This is a genomic window from Gordonia sp. NPDC003585 (genome assembly GCF_040610755.1).
Taxonomy (GTDB): Bacteria; Actinomycetota; Actinomycetes; order Mycobacteriales; family Mycobacteriaceae; genus Gordonia.
On record NZ_JBEXMX010000034.1, the window covers coordinates 21206 to 35755 of the forward strand.

The 14550-nt window shown below is 66.1% G+C and carries 14 protein-coding genes; 9 read left to right on the top strand and 5 right to left on the bottom strand.

Translation table 11 applies throughout. The features are described from left to right. Positions 1-2: 2 nt before the first annotated feature. Entirely contained in the window at positions 3-758 is a 756-nt protein-coding gene (locus ABZW74_RS11465) for an SDR family oxidoreductase (RefSeq protein ID WP_240856494.1), read from the bottom strand. 237 nt (positions 759-995) lie between these two features. Between ABZW74_RS11465 and glmU the strand changes: the two genes are divergently transcribed. The 4 genes from glmU (at position 996) to arsC (ending at position 5195) form a co-directional block, all read left to right on the top strand. After that, a complete protein-coding gene (gene glmU, locus ABZW74_RS11470; protein ID WP_355276285.1) occupies positions 996-2456 on the top strand; it encodes a bifunctional UDP-N-acetylglucosamine diphosphorylase/glucosamine-1-phosphate N-acetyltransferase GlmU in 1461 nt (486 codons plus the stop codon). Between the two features lie 10 nt (positions 2457-2466). Beyond that, on the top strand, positions 2467-3444 hold the full coding sequence (locus ABZW74_RS11475; RefSeq protein WP_240856492.1) for a ribose-phosphate diphosphokinase: 978 nt from the start codon (positions 2467-2469) through the stop codon (positions 3442-3444). 224 nt (positions 3445-3668) lie between these two features. Further along, on the top strand, positions 3669-4844 hold the full coding sequence (locus ABZW74_RS11480; protein ID WP_355276288.1) for an MFS transporter: 1176 nt from the start codon (positions 3669-3671) through the stop codon (positions 4842-4844). 9 nt (positions 4845-4853) lie between these two features. Beyond that, the gene (gene arsC, locus ABZW74_RS11485) at positions 4854-5195 is read left to right on the top strand and encodes an arsenate reductase (glutaredoxin) (RefSeq protein ID WP_355276290.1); all 342 of its coding nucleotides are present in this window, start codon (positions 4854-4856) and stop codon (positions 5193-5195) included. Between the two features lie 64 nt (positions 5196-5259). Here the strand turns inward: arsC and ABZW74_RS11490 are convergent, their stop codons facing one another. Together ABZW74_RS11490 and ABZW74_RS11495 are read right to left on the bottom strand one after the other, a co-directional pair. Then, the gene (locus tag ABZW74_RS11490) at positions 5260-5673 is read right to left on the bottom strand and encodes an NINE protein (RefSeq protein ID WP_240856489.1); all 414 of its coding nucleotides are present in this window, start codon (positions 5671-5673) and stop codon (positions 5260-5262) included. Between the two features lie 47 nt (positions 5674-5720). Continuing rightward, positions 5721-6182, bottom strand: coding sequence for a limonene-1,2-epoxide hydrolase family protein (locus ABZW74_RS11495; protein ID WP_240856488.1), 462 nt, complete (start codon positions 6180-6182; stop codon positions 5721-5723). 260 nt (positions 6183-6442) lie between these two features. Between ABZW74_RS11495 and ABZW74_RS11500 the strand changes: the two genes are divergently transcribed. From ABZW74_RS11500 to ABZW74_RS11515, 4 genes are all read left to right on the top strand, one after another. Continuing rightward, entirely contained in the window at positions 6443-7072 is a 630-nt protein-coding gene (locus tag ABZW74_RS11500) for a 50S ribosomal protein L25/general stress protein Ctc (protein ID WP_240856487.1), read from the top strand. A gap of 38 nt (positions 7073-7110) precedes the next feature. Further along, positions 7111-7677 carry an aminoacyl-tRNA hydrolase gene (pth, locus tag ABZW74_RS11505; protein WP_355276293.1) on the top strand — a complete coding sequence of 189 codons (567 nt, stop codon included), beginning with the start codon at positions 7111-7113 and terminating at the stop codon, positions 7675-7677. A 53-nt stretch (positions 7678-7730) separates the two neighbouring features. Continuing rightward, positions 7731-9530 carry an SLC13 family permease gene (locus tag ABZW74_RS11510; RefSeq protein WP_355276295.1) on the top strand — a complete coding sequence of 600 codons (1800 nt, stop codon included), beginning with the start codon at positions 7731-7733 and terminating at the stop codon, positions 9528-9530. Positions 9531-10271: 741 nt separating this feature from the next. Then, positions 10272-11342 carry a beta-ketoacyl-ACP synthase 3 gene (locus tag ABZW74_RS11515; RefSeq protein WP_240856541.1) on the top strand — a complete coding sequence of 357 codons (1071 nt, stop codon included), beginning with the start codon at positions 10272-10274 and terminating at the stop codon, positions 11340-11342. A gap of 127 nt (positions 11343-11469) precedes the next feature. Here the strand turns inward: ABZW74_RS11515 and ABZW74_RS11520 are convergent, their stop codons facing one another. After that, complete coding sequence (locus ABZW74_RS11520; protein ID WP_276614618.1) at positions 11470-12294, bottom strand: ABC transporter permease; 825 nt, start codon at positions 12292-12294, stop codon at positions 11470-11472. Next, the gene (locus tag ABZW74_RS11525) at positions 12291-13295 is read right to left on the bottom strand and encodes an ATP-binding cassette domain-containing protein (RefSeq protein WP_240856484.1); all 1005 of its coding nucleotides are present in this window, start codon (positions 13293-13295) and stop codon (positions 12291-12293) included. The genes ABZW74_RS11520 and ABZW74_RS11525 overlap by 4 nt, the downstream gene beginning before the upstream one ends. 173 nt (positions 13296-13468) lie before the next feature. Between ABZW74_RS11525 and ABZW74_RS11530 the strand changes: the two genes are divergently transcribed. Further along, a complete protein-coding gene (locus ABZW74_RS11530; RefSeq protein ID WP_240856483.1) occupies positions 13469-14485 on the top strand; it encodes a beta-ketoacyl-ACP synthase III in 1017 nt (338 codons plus the stop codon). Positions 14486-14550: the final 65 nt, after the last annotated feature.

Below are 14550 nucleotides of genomic sequence, written 5' to 3' on the forward strand. Positions count from 1 at the left end.
GGTCAGTCCTTGGGACCACCTGCGACGTAGATGACCTGGCCGGAGACGAAGCCCGCGCCCTCGCTGACGAAGAACGACGCGGTGTGCGCGATGTCCTCGGGGACGCCGGTCCGGTTGACCGGGATCTGCGACGCGGCGGCTTTCTTGAAGTCCTCGAACGGCACGCCGACGCGGGCGGCGGTCGCGGCGGTCATCTCGGTCTCGATGAAGCCGGGGGCGATGGCGTTGGCGGTCACGCCAAACTTGCCGAGTTCGATCGCGAGGGTCTTGGTGAAGCCCTGCATGCCGGCCTTGGCGGCCGAGTAGTTGGCCTGGCCGCGGTTTCCGAGCGCCGAGGTGCTCGACAGGTTCACGATGCGACCCCACCCGGCGTCGACCATGTGCTTCTGAGCGGCCTTGGTCACATTGAAGGCACCACGCAGGTGGACCGCCAGGACGGTGTCCCAATCGGAGACCGTCATCTTGAAAAGCAGGTTGTCGCGGAGCACGCCGGCATTGTTGACCACCACCGTCGGGGCACCGAGCTGATCGAAGACGGTCACCACAGCGGCCTGCACCGAAGCTTCGTCGGCAACGTCGGCGCCGACGGCAATAGCCTTGCCACCTGCGTCGGTGATGGCCTTGACGGTGTCGGCGCACGCGTCGGCGTCGAGGTCGAGGACGGCGACCGCGAGTCCGTCGGACGCCAGGCGCTTGGCGACGGCCGCGCCGATTCCCCGGGCCGACCCGGTGACGATCGCGGTCTTCTGAGTGCTCATCGAATTACCTCCGTTGGTGACTGTGCTGTGGCGGCCCGACGGTCGACACGGCGAGTTCGTTTTGGTCCCCGGCCCCCTGATGCGGTAGGAATCGCCTCGGAACTAGACGATGATCACGCGCACGGGGTTGCGGTTCACCTTGTTTTCTATCAGGCGCCGAACTCGCCCGGTGCGTGCCTGCACAACGCACGCGGTGCGTAGGATCGCACCCGGTGCGGCAGAAAGGCGGACGAAGTCATGACGGCTACCACGTCACCCGTTGCCGTGATCGTTCTCGCTGCGGGCGCTGGCACCCGGATGAAATCCAAGACACCGAAGATCCTGCACACCATTGCGGGCCGGTCTCTGGTCGGTCACGTGCTGCACGCCGCAGCCGGAATCGGTCCCAGCGATGTCGTCGCCGTCGTCGGACATGAGGGCGACCGAGTGGCCAACGCGGTCGACACCGCCGTCGTCCATCTGGACCTGCCGTACGTCACCGCCTGGCAGCAGGCGCCGCTCGGCACCGGCGACGCGGCGCGGGTGGGGCTCGAGGCACTGCCCGCCGACTTCGACGGCATCGTCATCGTCACCGCGGCCGACGTTCCGCTTCTCGATGCCGACACGCTGCGCGGCCTCGTTGCCACACACACCGCGGGCGACAACCCGGCGGTCGTCACACTCACGTCGTTCATCGCCGACGAGCCGACCGGCTATGGGCGCATCATCCGCACCAACGACGGCTCCGTGCAGGCCATCGTCGAAGAGAAGGACGCCACCGACGCTCAGCGAGCGATCACCGAGGTGAACGCCGGCATCTACGCCTTCGACGTCAACACACTGCGGGCCGCACTGGCGCAATTGTCCACCGGTAACGCGCAGGGCGAGTTCTACCTGACCGATGTCGTGGAGATCGCACGTCGCGGCGGGCACCCGGTGCGCGCCTTTACCGTCACCGATCCGGTGGTGGTTGCCGGCTGCAACGACCGGGTGCAACTGGCCGACCTCGCCGCCGAATTCAATCGCCGCATCATCCGACGCCATCAGCTGGCCGGCGTCACCGTCGTCGATCCGGCGACCACCTGGATCGACGTCGACGTCACGATCGAGGCCGACGTGCGCATCGACCCGGGCACACAACTGCACGGCTACACGCGCATCGACACCGACGCGGTCATCGGCCCCGACACCACCCTCACCGACGTGTCAATCGGCAAGGGCGCCCACGTGATTCGCACCCACGGCAGTTCCGCGGTGATCGGCGACGGCGCATCGGTGGGCCCGTTCGCCTATCTACGTCCGGGCACCGAGCTCGGCGCCGACGGGAAGATCGGCACCTTCGTCGAAACCAAGAACGCCAGCATCGGCACCGGGAGCAAAGTGCCCCACCTGACCTACGTCGGCGACGCGACGATCGGCGAACAGTCGAACGTCGGCGCATCGAGTGTCTTCGTCAACTACGACGGTGTGACCAAGCATCACACCACAATCGGGTCCCACTGCCGTACCGGGTCTGACAACATGTTTGTCGCGCCGGTGAACGTCGGGGATGGGGCATACACCGGTGCGGGAACCGTCGTACGGCATGATGTCCCGCCGGGAGCCCTGGCTGTTTCGGCGGGCGAACAACGCAATATCGAAGACTGGGTGGTACGCAAGCGACCGGACACCCCGGCCGCCCGTGCCGCTCGCACAGCCAGACAGCAGCCAACCGAGTAGAAGAGTTTTCATGACCTGGACCACCGACAACCAGAAGAACCTCATGCTGTTCTCTGGTCGCGCCCATCCCGAACTGGCCGAAACCGTCGCCGACGAACTGGGCATCAAGGTCACCCCGCAGACCGCGCGTGACTTCGCCAACGGCGAGCTGTTCGTGCGGTTCGAGGAGTCCGTGCGCGGTTCGGATGCCTTTGTGCTGCAGAGCTGCCCGTTCCCGCTCAACCAATGGGTGATGGAAGCGCTGATCATGATCGACGCGCTCAAGCGCGGATCGGCCAAGCGCATCAGCGTGATCCTGCCGTTCTACCCGTACGCCCGCCAGGACAAGAAGCACCGCGGCCGCGAACCGATCTCGGCTCGCCTCATCGCCGATCTGCTCAAGACCGCCGGCGCCGACCGCATCATCACCGTCGACCTGCACACCGACCAGATCCAGGGCTTCTTCGACGGCCCGGTCGATCACATGCACGCGCTCGGCCAGCTGTCGGACTACGTGCGCGACAAGTACGGCACCGACAACATCGCGATCGTCTCCCCCGACTCGGGCCGTGTGCGTGTGGCCGAGAAGTGGGCCGACGCACTCGGCGGAGCCCCGGTCGCCTTCATTCACAAGACGCGCGACCCGATGGTCGCCAACCAGGTGGTCGCCCACCGCGTCGTCGGCGAGGTCGAAGGCCGCACCTGCGTCCTCATCGACGACATGATCGACACCGGCGGCACCATCGCGGGCGCGGTCAGCAAGCTCAAGGACGCCGGCGCCGGTGATGTCATCATCGCCACCACCCACGCCGTCTTCTCCGATCCGGCACCTGAGCGGCTCGCCAACTGCGGCGCAACCGAGGTCATCGCGACCGACACTCTCCCGATTCCCCCGGAGAAGCGCTTCGACAACCTCACCGTTCTGTCGATCGCGCCGCTGCTCGGCCAGACCATCCGCGAGGTCTTCGAGAACGGTTCGGTGACAAGCCTTTTCGACGGCGTCGCGTAGGGCCCACCACCATCTGGCACAACCCGCGCTGGTCGAGCCGCAACCGAGCCCCTAGGGCGAGGCGGCGTGTCGAGACCACTGGCGCGCCGACGTGATCTCGACACGGGTCCTCGCTTAGCGGCTCGGTCCCGGCTCGATCAGCGGTAGGGGCTCGATCGGCGTGAAGGTGGACCTGGCACCCGCTCGATCAGCGCGTTGAGTGCCGGCGGATGAGAATGGGTCGCATGGGGACACCGGCCACCTGGCGCGACTGGGCCGCGGTCGCAACACTCGGGCTCGGGGTCTTCACGATCACCACCACCGAGATCATGCCGATCGGGCTGCTCGCACCGATGGCCGACGACCTCGACGTGTCGGAGGGCATGATCGGGCTCACCGTGACGTTCTTCGCGGCCGTCGCCGCGATCGCCTCGCCGACACTGGCCACCGCGACCCGTCGGCTCGACCGCCGAGTCATCCTTCTGACCGTCCTCGCGATGTTCGCGGTCGGAAACGCGCTCACCGCACTTGCCGGCAACTACGTGCTGCTCGTCGCGGTGCGCGCGGTCATCGGGTGTGCGCTCGGCTTGATGTGGGCGATCGTCGCTGCGACCGCCGTCCTGCTGGTCCCTGCATCGGCATCGGTTCGTGCGACCACCATCGCGTTCTCCGGTGTGTCGATCGCATCGGTCGCCGGGATGCCGCTGGGCACTTTCGTCGGGCAGTCGTTGGGGTGGCGGGCGGCGTATTGGGGTCTGGCCGGGCTCAGCGCGATCGCCTTCGTCGCGCTCGCGGTGTTCATGCGTCCCACCGCGCCGGTCGGGAGCGTCTCGCTGCGCAAACTGCCCGCGGTGCTGCGCAATCGTGTACTCGCGTCGACGCTGGGTGTGACAGCTCTGGTGATCATCGGCGCCTACGCGGCATACACGTATGTCACACCGTTCATCGTCGACAGCATCGGCATCGACGACGATCTGGTCAGCGCCGTACTCCTCGCGATGGGTGCCGCCGGGGTGGCGGGCAACTTCGCGGCCGGCGCCTTCATGACCCGCGCGACGTCGTTGCGCTGGGCGCTGACCGGACTTGTCGGGTCGCTGGCCGGGGCACTGGCCCTGGTGTTGATCACCGCCCCGATCGCCGCGATCGCCATCGTCATGCTGCTGGCGTGGGCCGCGGCGTACGCGGCAATCCCGGTCGGCTTGCAGACCACCGTCTTCCGCGCCGCACCGCAGGCCCGCGAAGCTGCGACAACCCTGTACGCCACCACCTTCAACTCGTCGATCGCGATCGGGGCGCTCGTGGGTGCCATCGCCATCGACCGCGGTGGCCCGAGCACGCCGATCGCGGTGGGTGCGCTGTGTTGCGTGGCCGCCGCCCTGCTGACCATCACGCTGCCCGTACGACGCCCCGCCACGCATTAAGCTGTCCGGGTGAACGCGACGATCTATCACAACCCGAAGTGCTCGACCTCACGCAAGGCACTGCAGAAGCTGCTCGACGCCGGGATCGAACCGACGATCGTCAAGTATCTCGAGAAGCCCTACACCCGGGCCCAGCTCGAACGTCTCATCGCCGACGCCGGACTCACCGTTGCCCAAGCAGCACGCAAACGCGAGGCGCTCTACAAAGAACTCGAACTCGACTCGGCCACCGACGCGCAACTCCTCGCCGAGATGGTCGAGCACCCGATTCTGGTGGAGCGGCCCTTCGTGGTGACCGACAACGGCACCCGGCTCGCGCGTCCGATCGAGAAGCTCGACGAAATCATCTGAGCCTCAATATAAGTGAGGCCGGATGGTTCGGTGAACCATCCGGCCTCGAGGTCTTCGACGAGGGTCAGTCGATCAGCGGTCGGTTGTCGGAGTCCGGCACCTTGCCGAGCAGCATCATGATGCCGTCGATGAGCGGCCAGATGGCACCGAGGCCACAGGTCAGCCAGACAACGGCGATCTGGGCGATGCCGAGGCCGGTGTACCCGAGGTAGAACCGGCCGACGCCGAAGCTACCCAGGAAGATCTCGAGCAGGCCCGCGATCATCTTGGACTTGTCGGAGAACAGACCCGGGATCTGGCCTGCGGGGAACTGATTCGGGTTGTCCGCGGAGCGGACGATGGTCGAACTCTTCAGTTGGCCGGCCAGGGCCATCTGGTGAAGCTGTCCGACGTCGAGAGGACCTTGCTCCTGGCCCAGGACGTTGATGTAGTAGGCGCCGCTCGGGGGTGCACCGTAAACCGGCTGCTGGTAGCTCATGGGGCGAAATCATATGGGAAATCACCCGATTCCGATACTCGCCGACGTCATCCGATCGACTGAACACCGCCAACCTGCCGGCGGACCGGCAATGGACGCACGACGGCGGGAATCACGGCGCCGACGAGACCCCGGACGATGGCCTTGGTGAAGTCGAGATAGTCGAAGTAGTCGCGCCACACCACGATCCGGCCCTCCCGGACCTCGAAGCGCCCGCACACCCAGAACTGTAGGTGGACGCGGCCGATCCGGATCTCGTCGACCCGTTCGGTCAGCACCACCGGACCGTCGGCGCTCACGTTCACCATGCGGTAGTTGAAACCGACCCGACTGTTGCGCGCCATCGGCGCAAAGATCTTGCCGACCCTCTTCTTGCCGCGCACCGTCGGCATCGAGACGTTGGTGTAGTCGATGTCGTCGTCGACGACGCCCAGAGCGGCGTCGATGTCGTCGCGGGCGAGTCCATCGAGCAGAGCGGTCGTGATGTCGATCGGGGTCTGAGATGTCATGCCGGCGAGTATGCCGGTTGTCGCAGCGCCAACGGAAGGTCTGGGAACCCGACATGCAGCGATGTGACATCGACCGTCCCCGTCGACTATTCTGATTGCCGTTGTCTCGGCGAGGGTGACTGGGTGAAAGTCCTGGGTCACCGTTATCGGCGCGACCATCGCAGTTCTCCTCTCGGGCGTCTGAACCCGATGGCGTGAAGCTGGTTGTGTCCGCTCGTCGTGACCGACCCACCGCCGATATCGATCACGAGGAGATCATCATGGCCAACGACACCGCCAAGCTCGCGGTAACCACCCGCACCGAGAAGGGCAAGGGCGCCGCCCGCCGCGCACGCCGCGACGGCCTGGTCCCGGCCGTGCTGTACGGACACGGCACCGACCCGCAGCACCTGAACCTGCCGTCGCGTGAACTGGCCACGATCCTGCGTGCCAACGGCACCAACGCGATCATCGACCTCGACATCGAGGGCACCAGCCAGCTCGCCCTGACCAAGCAGATCGACGTTCACCCGATCCGCAGCTACATCGAGCATGTCGACCTGCTCGTGATCCGTCGTGGCGAGAAGGTCACCGTCGAGGTGACCATCGTGGTCGAGGGCGACGCCGCCAGCGGCACCCTCGTCGTCCAGGACGCCAACACCGTCGAGATCGAGGCCGACGCGCTGTCGATCCCGGAGCAGATCACCGTCAGCGTCGAAGATGTCGAGGCCGGCACCAGCTTCCACGCGTCGGATCTGGACCTGCCCGAGGGCGTTGCACTGGTGTCGGACCCCGAGACCCTCATCGTCGCGGTCAACGAGGCCCCGACCGCTGCCGATCTCGAGGAAGAGGCCGTGGAGGCCGGCGCCGAGGTGCCCACCGAGAGCGACGAGACCGAAGAGTCGGAGTAACCCGACCGCTGCTCCCTGAGTGGTGAAAATCCCAAGCAGTGAAACTCATTGTCGGACTGGGTAATCCCGGTCCCAAGTACGAGAAGACGAGGCACAACGTCGGCGCAATGGTCGCCGACGCCCTCGTCGCCTCGGCCGGCGAGCGGTGGAAGGTGCACAAGCGCTCCGGCGCCGACGTCGCCTCGACCACCCTCGCCGGACAGGCCGTACTCATCGCCAAACCCCGCACCTACATGAACACCGCGGGACGCCAGATCGGTCCGCTGGCGAGCTTCTATTCGGTGGCGCCCGAGGATCTGATCGTCGTGCACGACGAACTCGACATCGACTTCGGGGCTGTACGGCTCAAGCGCGGCGGTGGTGAAGGCGGCCACAATGGTCTGCGATCCATCAGTCAAGCCGTCGGCACGCGTGACTATCTCCGCGTCCGGCTCGGCATCGGGCGACCGCCGGGCCGACAGGATCCCGCCGACTTCGTGCTGAAACCCTTTCCGTCGGCAGCCCGCGCCGACGTCGAACTGTTGATCACCAACGGCTGCGACGCCGTGGAGTTGCTGATCGACAGTGGCCTCGAGGCCGCCCAGAACACCGTCCACGCATGGTGAGTGGGTTCTGCCCTCTCCCTGCGAAGCGCTGAGCTCGATGCCACGATTGGGTGGTGTCCGATGCGACGCTCAGCCTCGTCATCCTCGGGGTGACTGTTGCCCTGTTCATCTGGAACCGGCTGCCCGTCGGCATCGTGGCGATCAGTTCCGCGCTCGCGCTGTATTTCTTCGACCTCATCGACGTCGACACCCTCACCAGTGGCCTCGGCGCGTCGGTGATCGCGTTCATCGCGGCACTGTTCGTGGTCAGCGAAGGACTCGAGGCATCTGGCATCACCGGCTGGGTGGGTGGTCTGATGAGTCGCGCCGCCGGAACCTCACGGGCCCGGGTCATCGGCTCGATCATGCTGCTCGGCGCCATCCTCAGTGCCCTGATCACCGTGAACGGTGCAGCAGCCGCACTGGTGCCGGTGACCGCCGCGATCGCCCGACACGCGAGCATGTCGCCGTCGCGCGTCCTGATCCCGCTCGCCTACGCAGCGAGCGCCGGAGCGCTGCTCACCCTGTCCGGCAGCCCGGTCAACGTGATCATCGACGAGGCCGCGGGTGACTACACCGGAAACGGATTCGGCTTCTTCGAGTTCGCGCTGATCGGTGCGCCGCTGCTGGTGGTGACCGTCCTGGTGACCGTCGTGCTGGGCCACCGCTTGTTGCCGGTGCGCGAGTCGACGTCGTTGCCCGCCGATTTCCGCAACTACGTCGGCACCATCGTCGACCACTACGGACTCGACCAACTCGTCTACCGGCTGCGCGTGGAGGCCGGGTCGGCATCCGTCGGTCGGAGCACCCGGCAGGTGGTCGGCGACGCAGCGCTCACCCTGATCGCCACCGAGCAGGGGCCGCGCGTGGCCGACGACGTCGCGGAACTCGGTGATGGTGACGTGATCGTGGTGTCCGGGCCGGGCGCGATTGTCGAATCGCTGGCCCGCGAGGCATCACTGACCATCGAGGACGTTGCCGGGCGTCGCGGTGGCGGACGGTTGCTGGGCCGCGACGTCGGGATCAGCGAGGTGGTGGTGCCGCCGCGGTCGGAATGGATCGGCACGCAAGCATTTCCGGGCATGGTGCGGCCCGACGACGGTCTGCTCGTGCTGTCGATCCGACGACGCAACAAGGATGTCGGGGCCCGCGTCGTCGAACTCACCGAGGGCGACACCATGCTGGTCCACGGGCCGTGGACGGCGATCGACGCGCTCGCCGACGACCGTCGAGTGCTGGTGGTCGAATCCTCCGAGCAGGTACGACGGCAGGCGGCCGGCCTGGGTCGAACCGCACCGCGGGCGGCCGTCATCCTGGTCGCGATGATCGTGCTGCTCGCGACCGGGGTGGTGCCGCCGGTCGTCGCGGGACTCCTCGCGGCGGTGGCCATGGTGCTCTCGCGGGTGCTCACCTCCGAACACGCCTACCGGGCGATCTCCTGGCCGACGCTGGTGCTGATCGCCGCCCTCATTCCGATGTCGACGGCGGTATCCGACAGCGGTGGCGCCGACATGGTGGCGAAGCCGATCGTCGACCTGGTCGCCGACCACAGCCCCTACGTCCTGCTGCTGACGCTGTTCGTCCTCACTGCCGCGTTGGGCCAGTTCATCTCGAATGCGGCGACGGTGCTGATCGTGATTCCGATCGCGGTGTCGGCGGCCACCGATGTGGGCGTCGACCCACGCCCGGTGCTGATGCTGGTCTGTGTCGCCGCCGCGGCCGCATTCCTCACCCCCATCGGCACGCCCGCCAACATGATCGTGATGAACCCCGGCGGCTACCGCTTCGGCGACTACTGGCGGCTCGGCGCGGTCATCATGGTGTGCTGGCTGGCGATCTCGACCGTCCTGATCCCGCTGATCTGGCCGCTGTGAAGCCACGTCCGGCGTCGACCTGAGAGATCGCGAGTTGAGTTGGAGAATGCGAGTGCTACAGCACTCGCATTCTCCAACTCGGCACCGGTTGTGGCGAGTACCGGTCTCGCAGAGAATCCATGCCGCGCGCGTGGCGTCCCCAGTTCTGCCCGCCTCCATGACCGTCGGCACGCCGACGGAGTGAAGCCGATCCGAAGAGTTCGGTGACTAACTCTCTGACCTGGTGAAACGCGGCCTGCCCGGGGAGGTGCTCCGGACACTCTGTGTCCTGGTGGAGAATCTGTGTGGTGCAGCACACAGATGAGCCGACTCGGCACAGGGTGTGGCCTCATCCCGCGTCGAGCTGCGCGAATTCGAGTTGAGTTGGATGATGCCTCGAAGGGCAGGTGAACGGGCCACGTCAGCGAGCCACCGGACCACTGAAAGTAGGGGAAGGTTCTTCCCCTACTTTCTGCCCCTGCTTGTTGAGTCGTCCGCGAGAAAATTCGCGGGGAGGACTCCAGGGGTAGGGGACGAGTTTCTTCCCCTATTTTTCGTGGATCATCGTCGCCGCGTCGCGCTCCACGGCGCTCTTCCCGCCTCCACGATCGCCGACGATGTCGGCGGGCGGGTCGCTGATCTGGTCCTTTGACCCAGTTCGCTGCGATGTGACGCGACGCACGCGGGACCATGGGCTCACTCACGCCGCGTCGTGGACGGAATAGAATCGCGGGGAACAATTCTGCAAAGGGGCGGATGACTGTGGCGAAAATCGCGGCGAACACCGGACATCAGAATGTGGCGATGCTGGGCATCGGCGCCTGCCGACCGAGTCGGCTGGTGAGCAACCACGAGGTGTGCAAGGTGCTCGACTCCACCGACGAGTGGATCTTCGAGCGCAGCGGCATCCGCAATCGCCGCTGGATCTCCGGCGACGAGTCGGCACGGTCGATGGCCGCTACTGCCGCCGAACGGGCGATCGCCAACTCCGGCATCGACAAGGAGAAGATCGGTGCGCTGATCCTCGCCACCAACAGCTGGAAGACCAAGATCCCGCACGGCGGGCCGATCATCGCCTACGACATCGGGCTCAACGGCATTCCCGCCTACGACGTCGCGGCCGGGTGCGGCGGCTTCGGCTACGGGCTGGGGATCGCCGCGGACACCGTCCGCGCAGGTTCGGCGCAGTACGTGCTCGTCGTCGGGGTGGAGACGATGTCTGTGGTGATGGAACCCACCGACCGCAACACCGCATTCATCTTCGGCGACGGTGCGGGCGCGGTCGTCGTCGGGCCGAGCGAGGAGAACGGCATCTCCCCCACGGTGTGGGGATCCGACGGCGAGAACGCCGAGGCCATCGGCCAGAACTACGACATCCCCGAGTACATGGATCGCGCGCAGGAGTATCAGCACAAGGACCCCGCAACCGATCCCGTCGGCCGGATGGTGGTCACCATGCAGGGACCACGGGTGTTCCGTTGGGCGGCAATCACTTTGCCCAAGGCGTTGTCGTCGGTGCTCGACACCGCGGGCGTCGCGGTCAACGACATCGAAGTGTTTGTACCGCACCAGGCCAACGCCCGGATCAACGAGCTGATGAAGCAGAATCTCGGGCTCGCCGACGACATCCCGATGGCCAACGACATCGAGAACACCGGCAACACGTCGGCCGCGTCGATCCCGCTGGCGATGGAAGAAATGCTCGCGACCGGTAAGGCGAAGGGCGGGCAGACCGCGTTGCTGCTCGGGTTCGGTGCGGGGCTGTCGTACGCGGGAGCTGTCGTGACGCTACCCCCGGCACCAGAGGTGACCAGCTTCGACGACCTGGGGTGACACCGTGACGCTACCCCCGGCACCAGAGGTGACCAGCTTCGACGACCTCGACTGAGTTCCCGCTCACCCAGTTCGTTGCCGCTTATTGGATCCAGTAGGCGGGAACGAATGGGGTGAGCGGGAATAATCAGGCGTTCTCCTTGCGGAACACCGATGTGCCCCACCAGGTTCCGAGGGCGGCCAGCACGATCGACGCGATGAGACCGTAGGCCACCTGCGCGGTCGCGATGTCGCCGCCGAATGCGGAACGCACCGCGTCGACGATCCACTTGAACGGCATGAAGTCGCTCAGCTTCTGCAGCCAGGTGGGTCCGAGGGTCATCGGCAGCAGGATGCCGGAGAGCAGCAGCACCGGCATCATCACCATGTTGACCACGGGTGCCATCACGTCTTCGCTCTTGGTGGTCAGAGCCAACGCGTTCGACGCCGCCGCGCAGGCGCCGCCGACGAGCAGGGTGATCACGATGCCGACGATGATGCCCAGGAACGACCCACGCATCCCCATGGCGAAACCGAGCACGACAAGGATCACCGACTGCACGAGCAACTGCAGCACGTCGCGCATGAGTCGGCCGACCAGTAGCGCGGTACGACTTGCGGGGGTCACGCGTTCTGCTTCGATGACCCCTTCGCGCCACTCCCCGATCAGGCTGAATCCGGCGAACATCGCTCCGAAGAACCCAAGCTGGACGAGCAGACCTGGAACCAAGAAGGTGTAGGCATTCTCGTCCCCACCCGGAAATGACGACACGATCGGCTTGAGCAACGGCCCGAACAACACCAGGTACAGAACCGGCTGCAGGACCCCGATCAGCACCCACGCCGGGTTGCGCAGGTTCATCCGGATCTGCCGATGGAAGACGATGTAGCTCTCCCGGAAGAAGTTGCCCTTGGGCAGTGTCTTGACCGGATGGGCTGCCGCGGATTCCGGTGATTTCGTGGAGGTGGTCATTGTTGGGCTCCTGCCGGGGTTGGCTCGTCTGCGGGCTTTTCTGATTCGGCGTCGCGCAGCGATCGGCCGGTGAGGGTGAGGAAGACATCGTCGAGGGTGGGTCGGATCACCTCGATGGAATCCAGTGCGACGCCGGCGGATTCGAGATCGCGGAGCAGTCCGGGCACCGCACGTCCGGCCCGCTGCACGCGACCACGGACGTGACGACCGTCGGTGTCGACCGACGACGCGATCGACGCCAGCTTCTCCGCCGATACCGCCACGAGCGCGTCGTCGGACACCTCGAGGTCGACGAGATCGCCGGACACCTGGGCTTTGAGGTTGTCGGCGGTGTCGGCGGCGACGATCTGACCGTTGTCGATGACGATGATCCGGTCCGAGAGTTCGTCGGCCTCGTCGAGGTAGTGGGTGGTCAGGAACACTGTCGCGCCGCGTTCGGTGCGCAACCGTCGGATGTGTTCCCACAGGTTGGCGCGGGCCTGCGGGTCGAGGCCGGTGGTCGGCTCATCGAGAAACACCAGTGTCGGTTCGTGGACGAGGCCCATCACGATGTCGAGGCGTCGTTTCTGGCCGCCGGACATGTTCTTCGGCATCCGCTCCCACAGGCCGTCGAGCTGCAGTTCGTCGAAGAGCGCCTTGCCGCGTCGGGTTGCCTCCGCGCGGGAGAGTCCGTAGAGCATCCCGTGGTCGACCACCTCGTCGCCGGCCTGCGCCTGACTGAACGTCCCACCCGCCTGCGACACGTATCCGATGCTGCGGCGCACCATCACGGCGTCCTTGACGACGTCGAACCCGTTGACGGTCGCGGTGCCGGCGGTGGGCCGCAGCAGCGTCGTCAGCATGCGCAACGTGGTGGTCTTTCCGGCGCCGTTGGGTCCGAGGAACCCCACCACCTCACCCTCGGCGATGTCGAGGTCGACGCCGTCGACGGCCCGCACCTCACGTTTCTGCTTTCCCCGCCCGGTGCTGAATGTCTGCACCAGACCTCTCGCGTGGATCATGTCGCTCCCCTCGTTGTGTCTTTTGCGGCCCGACGATTCTGACTTCGTTCACCGACAGAATTCACCGGATCGCGGACAGCTGCGGTCCGCAGGCCAACCGTGTCGGCCCCTACTTCCCAGTAGCGCAGCACATGAGTACGGTCTATGGCGGGTCACATAACGGAAGGATCGACATGACTGTGCTCGCAGAACAGACGGGGACCAACAACATCGGGATGCTCAGCATCGGTACGTACCGCCCGGAGCGTGTGGTCACCAACGACGAGATCTGCGAGAACATCGACTCCTCCGACGAGTGGATCTACACCCGCACCGGCATCAAGACCCGACGCTTCGCCCGACGTGACGAGACGGTGATGGAGATGGCGGTCAACGCGGGCCGCAAGGCGATCGCGAACGCACTGCTGTCCGGGTCCGACATCGACGCCGTCATCCTGGCCACCAATACGCACCTGCTCCTGACCCCGGCGGGTGCGGTCAAGGTCGCCACCGAACTCGGCGCGAACGGTGTCCCGGCCTTCGACGTCACCGTCGGCTGCGCGGGCTTCGGCTACGCCATGGCGATCGCGTCGGACATGGTCCGCGGCGGCAGCGCGACGCACGTACTCGTCATCGGCGCCGAGCAACTGTCGGTCACCATGGACATGACCGATCGCACCAATTGCTTCATCTTCGGTGACGGTGCCGGCGCTGTTGTCGTCGGACCGACCGAGGACCAGCAACTCGGACCGGTGGTGTGGGGCTCCGACGGCACCCAGTTCAAGGCGATCGCCCAGGACATCGACTGGATCACCTTCCTCGACGGCGACCGTGTGCAGCGCCCCTACCTGCGTCTCGAGGGCACCGCGGTGTTCCGTTGGGCTGCGTTCGAAATGGGCAAGGCCGGTCAGAAGGCCCTCGACGCCGCGAAGGTCGGCGCCGAGGACCTCGACGTCTTTGTTCCACACCAGGCGAATTCGCGTATCAACGACCTGCTCGCCAAGACCCTCAAGCTCCGCGAGGACGCTGTCGTCGCCGACGACATCAAGCACACCGGCAACACGTCGGCCGCCTCGATCCCGCTCGCCATGGAAGACCTGCTCTCCACCGGGCGCGCCAAGCCCGGCGACACCGCACTGCTGCTCGGCTATGGAGCCGGACTCTCCTACGCGGCGCAGGTCGTCAAGATGCCGCCGGTGCCGTTCGAGTGAGTTCCGGTTGCCAAGGCGCTCGGTTTCCGAGCGTCGTGGCAACCACTTTCGATCCGGGGGATCCG

Bases quoted from the DNA above. Each gene is read 5' to 3' on its own strand.
- ABZW74_RS11465 (WP_240856494.1), bottom strand. From the start codon at position 758: ATGAGCACTCAGAAGACCGCGATCGTCACCGGGTCGGCCCGGGGAATC.
- glmU (WP_355276285.1), top strand. From the start codon at position 996: ATGACGGCTACCACGTCACCCGTTGCCGTGATCGTTCTCGCTGCGGGC.
- ABZW74_RS11475 (WP_240856492.1), top strand. From the start codon at position 2,467: ATGACCTGGACCACCGACAACCAGAAGAACCTCATGCTGTTCTCTGGT.
- ABZW74_RS11480 (WP_355276288.1), top strand. From the start codon at position 3,669: ATGGGGACACCGGCCACCTGGCGCGACTGGGCCGCGGTCGCAACACTC.
- ABZW74_RS11490 (WP_240856489.1), bottom strand. From the start codon at position 5,673: ATGAGCTACCAGCAGCCGGTTTACGGTGCACCCCCGAGCGGCGCCTAC.
- ABZW74_RS11495 (WP_240856488.1), bottom strand. From the start codon at position 6,182: ATGACATCTCAGACCCCGATCGACATCACGACCGCTCTGCTCGATGGA.
- ABZW74_RS11500 (WP_240856487.1), top strand. From the start codon at position 6,443: ATGGCCAACGACACCGCCAAGCTCGCGGTAACCACCCGCACCGAGAAG.
- ABZW74_RS11520 (WP_276614618.1), bottom strand. From the start codon at position 12,294: ATGACCACCTCCACGAAATCACCGGAATCCGCGGCAGCCCATCCGGTC.
- ABZW74_RS11525 (WP_240856484.1), bottom strand. From the start codon at position 13,295: ATGATCCACGCGAGAGGTCTGGTGCAGACATTCAGCACCGGGCGGGGA.
- ABZW74_RS11530 (WP_240856483.1), top strand. From the start codon at position 13,469: ATGACTGTGCTCGCAGAACAGACGGGGACCAACAACATCGGGATGCTC.